Here is an 8,012-nt window from a genome sequence, read left to right as displayed (position 1 = left end):
CACCGGCGGGCGGCGGCGGTCGTCCCCGCCCCCCGCCCCCTCCTCTCGTCGTGTTCCGGCACGCGCCCCGGCGCCGCCCCTCAACCGAGCGATCCGGCGGGCACGAGGCGGGGCAGCGTGGACGTCTGGCGGCCGAACGCCGGCCGGGCCACGTCCCGTACGGTCAGGATCGACCGCTGGAGCCTGCGCAGCCGCGCGGAGGGCTCCAGGCCCGTCTCCCTCTTCAGGCCGTTGCGCAGCCGCTGGTAGACCTCCAGGGCCTCGTCCTGCCGTCCGCAGCGCAGCAGGGCGACCATGAACTGGCCGTGCAGCGGCTCGTTGGTGCGGTACTGGGCGACGAGTTCGGAAAGGTCGGAGATCATCTCGAAGTGCCGGCCGAGCCGCAGCTGGGCCTCGACCCACTGGTCGAGGGCGCTCAGCCGGGAGGTCTCCAGGCGCTCGATCTCCATGCGCAGATGGGGACCGGCGGCCACGCCCGCGTACGGTTCGCCGCGCCACAGGGCGAGTGCGTCGGAGAGCCGGCGCGCCGCGCGCTGGAGGTCGCCCGCTTCCATGGCCCGGTACCCGGCGCCCGCAGCCCGCTCGAACTGCCAGGCGTCGTTGGAGCCGCCGCCGGTGTCGAGCCGGTAGCCGCCGGGCAGCGAGACGAGCACGGCCTCGGCGGTGTGGCGCTCCAGCCAGTCGGATCCCTCCGCCGGTGCCCCGGCCCCGCGCAGGGCCGTGGTGATCAGCGCCCGCAGATCGACGATGTGGGACTGGAGTTCGACGCGGGCGCCACGCGGCGGCCCGGACGGCCACAGCTCCTCCATGAGTACGGTCACGGGCACGACCTGGTCCGCGTTGGCCGCGAGCAGCGCCAGCAACTGCCGCGGCGCGGCGGCGGTCGGAGTGATCGACACCCCGTTCTCGCGTACCGACAGTCCCCCCAGGATCCGGACGTCCACTTTGCCCCCTCAGTGTCGGTGAACGGCTTGGCCCTGGACGATTAGAAAAGAGACCCGGAGGCATGTCAATAAGAAACCGCCGGGTATGGAATCTCGAGACCCAAGAACACAAAAGAATGTCCCGATTCACCACGTTTTGCCGACATCAGGAATCCGTAAGGGGCGCAACGAAGCGTACCCGCGGGTCCAAGATCTGGACTCACGGGTACGCTTTCCGATGCCTATTTCAGACGACGGGAAGATGTCGACTTCGTGTCTTCCTCAAAAAACCGGCAGCTGGGTATGGTTTCAACCACCAGAATGTCCCGCCTAGGGCGACGGACCGCCGGGACTAGCCCGCTGCCGCCTCCGCCGCGCTCAGGGCGCGCGCGCCCCGGCCGGGCTCCATGTCGAGCATCGCGAGCACGGCGGGCACGGCGATGCTGGGCAGCACATGGCGGTAGAGCGCCGAGGCCCAGCGGTCCATGTCCGCGCGGTTGCTGCCCAGCGCCTGGGTCATCAGGTTCAGGCCGGCGTAGGCGCCCACCACGAGCGGCGCCACCTCCTCCGGGTCGGCGTGCGGGAGCAGTTCGCCACGCTCCTTGGCCTCTTCGAGCACCCGCAGATTGAGATCGGTCCACTCCCGGTAGGGGCCGCTGCGGTTGAGCTCGTGGCCGCCCTGGTCGAGGGTGAGCCGGACGCTGCCCCGCAGCAGCCCGTCGTGGGTCAGCCGGTGCGCGAACACCATGCCGATGTCGACGAACTCCTGCATCTTGGAGACCTGCGGCATCGGCGTGGGCGCGGTCGAGACCTGGGCGTCGATCACCGCGTGCGCGAGGTCTTCCTTGGAGTCGAAGTGGAAGTAGAGCGCACCCTTGGTGACCTGGGCGAGCTGGAGGATGTCGGTGAGTTTCGCGGCCTCGTAACCACGCTCGTCGAAGACGGTGGCGGCCGCTTCCAAGATCGCCTGGCGCGTCCGAATCGCGCGATCCTGCTTCGCCATTGGGGGTCACGTCCCTCTCATAGCCCGATGCCCCACAGGACACTCGCGCTCGCTCCGTGCCTGCTCGCACTTCACGGTCGAAAACAGCAAGTATGGACGGATACGTGCAGAGGACACAAGGCATCGCACGCAGGCCGTTCGGCCGGGCGGCATCCGGCTCACACCATCGTGAAGCCGCCGTCCACCGGCATGATCGCACCGGTGACGAACGACGATCGGTCGCTGCAGAGCCAGGCCGCGGCCTCGGCGATCTCCTCCGGCTCGGCGGTCCGCGGCTGCGGGGTGGCGGCATGCAGCGCCTCCTCGATCCCGGGCACCGCCGCGAACCACTCGGAGACCACTTCGGTACGGGTCGTACCGGGCGCCACGGAGTTGATCCGGATCCCCTGGGCCGCGTACTCGGCTGCGGCGGCCTTGGTCAGCCCGACCACGGCATGCTTGGCGGCCACATAGGGCGCGGCGACCGGGGTCGCGAGCAGTCCGCCGACGCTGCTGGTGTTCACGATCGCGCCGCCGCCGGTGGTCAGCATGGCCGCGATCTCGTCCCGCAGGCAGTTCCAGACCCCGCGCAGATTGACGTCCAGGATCCGGTCGTAGAGCTCGTCGTCCATCTCGTGCAGCGGCTCGCGGCCGGCGCCCCAGCCGGCGTTGTTGAAGGCCACGTCGAGCCTTCCGTACGTGTCCACCGCATGCGCCACGGCGGCTCTGGTGTCCTCGCGGCGGGTGATGTCCGCCACCACGTACTCGGCCTCCGCACCCTGCTCGCGCAACTCGGTGACCAGGGCCTTGAGTCTGTCCTCGCGGCGGGCGGCGAGCACCACACGGGCGCCCTCACGGGCGAAGACCCGGGCGGCGGCCGCTCCGATTCCGCTGCTCGCTCCGGTGATCAGGGCGACCTTCTCGGGCAGCAGGCGGTGGTCGGCAGTCATGGGACGGTCGTCTCCCTCGGCAGTTGGATGTGTGACACCTGGCTGTGCGGCGCCGGGCGCGTCGTCGTCGACGGGCTCGACGGAATCACAGGTCCGGCCGCGCGGGCGGCGGCTTCGGGTAGATACGCCACGTGGATCTCAGCGGTTCCGGACCGCGCCGGCGGCGGCCTCGGCGTCGAGGGTCCGCAGCAGGGACTCGTCGATCTCGTCGAGCGAGCCCACCACGTGCCGCACGCCCGCCCGGCGCATCAGCTCGCCCTGGAACCCGTGCGCGAAGTCGCTCGGGTGGCCGACGAAGGGCACACCGAGCTGCTCGCAGGCCTCCGCGACGCGGGCGACGTCGTCGATGAAGAGGATCTGGTCGAAGCGGAGTCCGAGGTCGCGCGTCAGCTCGCGGACCCCGGGCCGGAAGTCGTTGGTGCACACATAGCCGGGGGCGTCGAAGAGATGCGCCTGCTCCCGCAGGTGAAGCTCGAAGTGGGACGCGTCGAGCCCGCCGTAGCAGACCGTCCGCAGCCCCAGCGCCCGCAGCCGCACCAGCAGCTCGGTGGCGCCGTCGAGCAGGCGCAGCGGATGGTCGGCCAGATAGGCGGCGCGCTCCTCGAAGTAGGCCGCGAGCACGTCCTCGGGACTCCAGGAGAGTCCGGCCGCGACCCCGAGGGCCTCGGCGGCGGTGAGCTGCGTCTGGGAGAAGATCTCCCGCTCCACCTCGGCGTCGTAGTGGCCGCCGCGGCTGGTGACGAACCGGTGGATGACCGGGCTGAACGTGTCGTTCAGCAGGACGCCGTCGATGTTGACGGCGGCGACGGATATGTGGCGCAGGTGTTCCACGGAGTCTCCAAGGGACAGCCGATCGGCGGGCCGGGCATATCGGAACGAATCGCGTGAATCATGACGCGACCACCCGAACCGGCGTCTCGGATGTCCGAGAAACAAACCTGGCGGTACAGATTTCCGGCAGCTGGAAGATACCCGAAGCCACCTCACTCGTGAACCCTCGGGTCTCATGAGTCGGACATCTGCCGTTCTGACAGGCGTCGTTGAATGCGAGCAGACTCGAAGGCCCTCCCCCCTTTCCCCGCATCGACCTGACAGAACCGTACCCGCACCCTTGCGAAACGTACCGAGGAGTTCGTAACTTCCCCGGTGCTGGTCGCCCGAATCTCCTTAGTAGGCCCCTAGTAGAGGGATCTCATGCTGCAGACGTCCGCCCCGACCGACATCGTGGACACGGAAGCCTTCCGGGGGCTCACCACGACGGCTCCCCGTGAGTACGTTCACCGGGCCGCGCTCGCCGAGGTCTTCCTCACCGCCGATTGGTCCCGTACGGACGAGGCGCACTTCACCCTCGGCGGCCAGTGGCCTCGCGGGCACTCCTTCTTCGGTCCGGTCGGTGGCTCGCACTACGACCCGATGCTGGCCGCCGAAACGATCCGTCAGGTGGGTGCGCTGCTCGCCCACGCCGGCTTCGACGTGCCGCTGGGCCACCAGTTCCTGATGTGGGAGCTCAACTACCGCGTGATGCCCTTACTGCTGCCCGTCGGCGGGGCCCCCGCCGATCTGCGCCTCGACGTCACCTGCACCGACATCCGCCGTCGCGCCGGCCGGCTGGCCGGGCTGAGCTACGAGGTCGTGATCAGCGAGCAGGGCCGGACGCTCGCCACCGGCAACGCCCGCTACACCTGCACCAGCCCCGAGGTCTACCGCCGGCTGCGCGCCGACCGCCTCGCCGAGCCCGCGACCGCCCAGGAGCCGCCCACCGCGCCCGTGGAGCCGCGGTCCGTCGGCCGGACCGACGAGTTCGACGTCGTGCTCACCCCGACCGAGCGCGCCGACCGCTGGCAGCTGCGGGTCGACACCCGCCATCCCGTCCTCTTCGACCACCCCGGCGACCACATCCCCGGCATGGTCCTTCTGGAGGCGGCCCGCCAGGCCGTGCAGTCCCTGACGCCCGTCGGCCGGCCGGTGCTGCCGGTGGCGATGGACTCCACCTTCCACCGGTACGCCGAGTTCGGCAGCCCCTGCTGGATCGAGACCGAGCCGGCCGTGGACTACCCGGGCAGCCCGGAACGACTGATCCGGGTGACCGGCCGACAGGACGACGAGATCCTCTTCACCGCCATCACCACGGTCGCGGGACTGCCCTCCTGACCCGATCAGTTCAGGGACGCGGCGATCAGCAGCCCGAACGCGGCGGTGATCAGCACCGTACGGACCGCGTGGAAGGCGTTCCAGCGCTTCTCGAAGGCCGCCCGGACCGCGGACGGATCCACCCCCGTCCGCTCCGAGGCGGCCAGCGCGTTGTTCAGCGGAACGTTGCCGCCCATCGTGATCAGGTGGTTGACCACGGCGCACACGAGACCCGCCAGGACCAGCCACTTCTGGGTGTCGGAGCGCCCGTCGACCGGGACGAAGAACGCGGCGACCGGGAAGGCCACGACTCCCAGGAACACGATCAGGAACACCGGCTTGGGAACGTACTCGTTGATCCGCCGCATCGCGTCGACGAACTCCGCGTCCCCGAGCCGGGCGAGGGCGGGCATGATCCCGGTCATGAAGATCAGCATGAACCCGGCGTAGAGGCCGGTGGAACCGACGGCGAGGGCGAGCAGCAGGGTGGCCATGGCCCCATCATGGCGGGATCCACGGCCACCGCGCAGCAGTTGTGGATCAGCCGGAGTACGGATCACCCGATTCCGCGTCGCCGTCCCTCGCCAGCAGCTTGTCCGCCTGCCGGATCGCCTCGGTCAGCTCCCGCACCACCTTCGAACCCGACCGGTCCGCGATCGCCCCCGAACGCTCCGCGAGCTCGGTGAGCTTCGGTGCGCCCGGCAGATCGCCGCCCCGCAGCCGGTCGGCGAAGTAGGCGCTGACGGCGGTCAGCTGGAGGCTGTCGTGACCGGGGGCCCAGAGCGAGGAGGTGAGCGCGCTCGTCCCGACGCTCCCGGTGTTCTCGTGCGGGGCGCGGTTCTTCGGGTCGAGCCAGCGGACCGTGGCCGTGGCCAGCGGACCGCTGCGGCCGGGCCGGGTCTTCACCGCGTACAGCGCGGTGACGGTGTGTCCCGCCCCCACCTCGCCGCCGTCGACCTTGTCGTTGCGGAAGTCCTCGTCGGCGACCTCCCGGTTCTCGTAGCCGATCAGCCGGAACCGCTCGACGGTCTTCGGGTCGAAGGCGACCTGCGCCTTGGCGTCACGGGCACGCAGCTCGATGTTCGTGGGCAGCTGGTCCACGAAGACCTTGCGGGCCTGCTCGGTGGTGGAGACGTACGTGGTGTGCCCGTCGCCCTTGTCGGCCAGCTGTTCCATGAACGCGTCGCCGTAGTCGCTTCCGACGCCGACGCCGAAGAGGGTGATCCCGTACTCCCTGCGCTCCTTGTCGATCCGGTCGAGGATCGACCGGGCGTCGGTGTCCCCGGTGTTGGCGAGGGCGTCGGAGAGGAGCACGACCCGGTTGGTGGCACCCTCGCGATGCCCCTCGACGGCGACGTCGTAGCCGGTGCGCACCCCCGCCTCCACGTTGGTCGACGAGGTGGTCCTCAGCTCGTCGACGATGCCGTGGATCCGCTCCCGCTGTCCCTGGACCTTCGTCATGGGCAGCCGGGTCTCGGCCTCGTCGCTGAAGGTGACGAGCGCGACCGAGTCGTCGTCGCGGAGCTCGTCGGTGAGGATGGAGAGGGACTCCTTGACCAGGTCGAGCCGGCCGGTCTCGGCCATCGAGCCGGAGATGTCGACGACGAAGGTCAGGGCGGCGGGCGGGCGTTCGCCCTTGCGGTCCGCGGCGGCGGTGGCGAGCCCGACCCGGACGAGCGACCAGTCGTCGTCCCCGGTCCTCGCCCCGTCGATCGTCACGCTGAAGCCGTCGCCCTCGGGCCGCGGATAGTCCGGCCGGAAGCTGTTGACGAACTCCTCGGGCCGGACGGACGTCGGGTCGGGCAGCCGGCCCTCGGAGAGCGTGCGGCGGGCGTAGCCGTACGAGGCCGTGTCCACGTCCAGAGCGAAGGTGGAGAGCCAGTCGGCGGGCGGCCGGGAGCGCTGCTCGCCCTCGGGGGCGTCGTCCTGCCGTGCGTCGGGGCCGGCGTCCTGCCGTGCGTCCGGGGCGCGGTAGCCGCCCCCGCTCCGGTCCGCGCTCCGTTGGCTGTTCTCTCCGGCCGCGCACCCGGTCAGGATCAGCCCGGCGGCCAGGATCCCGGCGGCGAGCCGCGCCCTGTGGCGTCGCTTCACGTCATCTCCCCCTCAAGTTCGAGCACTTGTGAATGTGACGTCCGAGGAGGCCGAAAGGAGCAGACGAAGGAGTTGCGGATGGATCTCAATGCGGCAACGGCGGCCGGGGCGACCTCCCGTGGCATGGACTCGCCATCCTTCTCAACAGGGGTTGTCACCGTGTGCAGTCACATGCGTACATGGAGTGGCACACCGATCGGGCGGGGGTGGTCAGCGGTGGCAGAGACTGCGGGCTCCGTGATGCTCGCGCGATCGGCGATGAACAGGGCCGTGCCCGAGGCGCAGCGGCCTGCGGGGCGCCCCGTCCGCGGCACGCGGCGGATCAGCGCCGCGCTGGCCGGGCTCGCCGCCTCGACGCGGCACGAGCTGCTGACCTTCGACGACCCGGCCGCCTCCGCGGGCCGTGCGATCCCCGAGCCGTTCCTGGAGCTGGCAGGAGCGTGCATGCGGGCCGCGGCGGAGCGGGCGCCGGAGGTCAGACGGATCGTGCCGCGGCACGCCCTGCCCCATGTGGCGGGCGCGGTCGGGGGCCCGGGGCGGGCGCGTCTCACGGACTCGATCCCGTTCAAGATGATCGTCGTCGACCGTACGGTGGCGGCGGTCCCGCTCGATCTGGAGCTGCTGTACAACGGGCTGCTGCTGATCCGCGACCCGGTCGTCGTGCAGGCCCTGGTCCGCGCCCATCACGTCAGTTGGGACGCCGGCGAGGACCTGGCCGGCGCCACCGACCCGCCGCGCGAGCTCCCTCCCCAGCTCCGCCCGGTCCTCGAAGCGCTCCTCGCCGGCCTCACGGACGAGACGGCCGCCGCCCGCCTCGGCATGTCCGGCCGGACCTACAGCCGCCGGGTCGGCGAGCTGTTGCATGCCCTTGGCACGACGAGGCCCGGGGGGGGGGGGGGGGGGGCGCGGGGGGCGGGGGGGGGGGGGTGTGAGGGT

General features: G+C 70.8%; 8 protein-coding genes. 2 read left to right on the top strand and 6 right to left on the bottom strand.

The genetic code is table 11. The annotated features are described in order from the left end of the window. Positions 1–80: 80 nt before the first annotated feature. The 4 genes from ACFVZW_RS01350 to ACFVZW_RS01335 all read right to left on the bottom strand — a co-directional run bounded on the left by ACFVZW_RS01350 (position 81) and on the right by ACFVZW_RS01335 (position 3,686). A complete protein-coding gene (locus ACFVZW_RS01350; RefSeq protein ID WP_384514983.1) occupies positions 81–944 on the bottom strand; it encodes a BTAD domain-containing putative transcriptional regulator in 864 nt (287 codons plus the stop codon). Between the two features lie 331 nt (positions 945–1,275). Continuing rightward, the gene (locus ACFVZW_RS01345; protein ID WP_384514980.1) at positions 1,276–1,926 is read right to left on the bottom strand and encodes a ScbR family autoregulator-binding transcription factor; all 651 of its coding nucleotides are present in this window, start codon (positions 1,924–1,926) and stop codon (positions 1,276–1,278) included. Between the two features lie 158 nt (positions 1,927–2,084). Then, the gene (locus tag ACFVZW_RS01340; protein ID WP_384514977.1) at positions 2,085–2,855 is read right to left on the bottom strand and encodes a glucose 1-dehydrogenase; all 771 of its coding nucleotides are present in this window, start codon (positions 2,853–2,855) and stop codon (positions 2,085–2,087) included. A gap of 138 nt (positions 2,856–2,993) precedes the next feature. Then, entirely contained in the window at positions 2,994–3,686 is a 693-nt protein-coding gene (locus ACFVZW_RS01335; RefSeq protein ID WP_384514975.1) for an HAD family hydrolase, read from the bottom strand. A gap of 363 nt (positions 3,687–4,049) precedes the next feature. Here ACFVZW_RS01335 and ACFVZW_RS01330 point away from each other — a divergent pair, with 363 nt between their 5' ends. Beyond that, positions 4,050–5,006 carry a ScbA/BarX family gamma-butyrolactone biosynthesis protein gene (locus tag ACFVZW_RS01330; RefSeq protein ID WP_384514972.1) on the top strand — a complete coding sequence of 319 codons (957 nt, stop codon included), beginning with the start codon at positions 4,050–4,052 and terminating at the stop codon, positions 5,004–5,006. 5 nt (positions 5,007–5,011) lie between these two features. On the opposite strand, the gene ACFVZW_RS01325 is transcribed toward ACFVZW_RS01330, so the two are convergent. Then, on the bottom strand, positions 5,012–5,479 hold the full coding sequence (locus ACFVZW_RS01325; protein ID WP_329120396.1) for an anthrone oxygenase family protein: 468 nt from the start codon (positions 5,477–5,479) through the stop codon (positions 5,012–5,014). A gap of 46 nt (positions 5,480–5,525) precedes the next feature. Next, on the bottom strand, positions 5,526–7,076 hold the full coding sequence (locus tag ACFVZW_RS01320) for a von Willebrand factor type A domain-containing protein (RefSeq protein WP_384514968.1): 1,551 nt from the start codon (positions 7,074–7,076) through the stop codon (positions 5,526–5,528). Positions 7,077–7,292: 216 nt separating this feature from the next. On the opposite strand from ACFVZW_RS01320, the gene ACFVZW_RS01315 reads away from it, so the two are divergent. Further along, positions 7,293–8,012 (top strand): DNA-binding response regulator (locus ACFVZW_RS01315; protein WP_384514965.1); only part of this gene is annotated, 720 nt, incomplete at its 3' end.

This window comes from Streptomyces sp. NPDC059567 (genome assembly GCF_042735655.1).
In the GTDB taxonomy this organism is placed as follows: domain Bacteria; phylum Actinomycetota; class Actinomycetes; order Streptomycetales; family Streptomycetaceae; genus Streptomyces.
The sequence above is the reverse complement of the archived record's forward strand: the minus strand, read 5'-3'. Positions and strand labels throughout refer to the sequence as shown.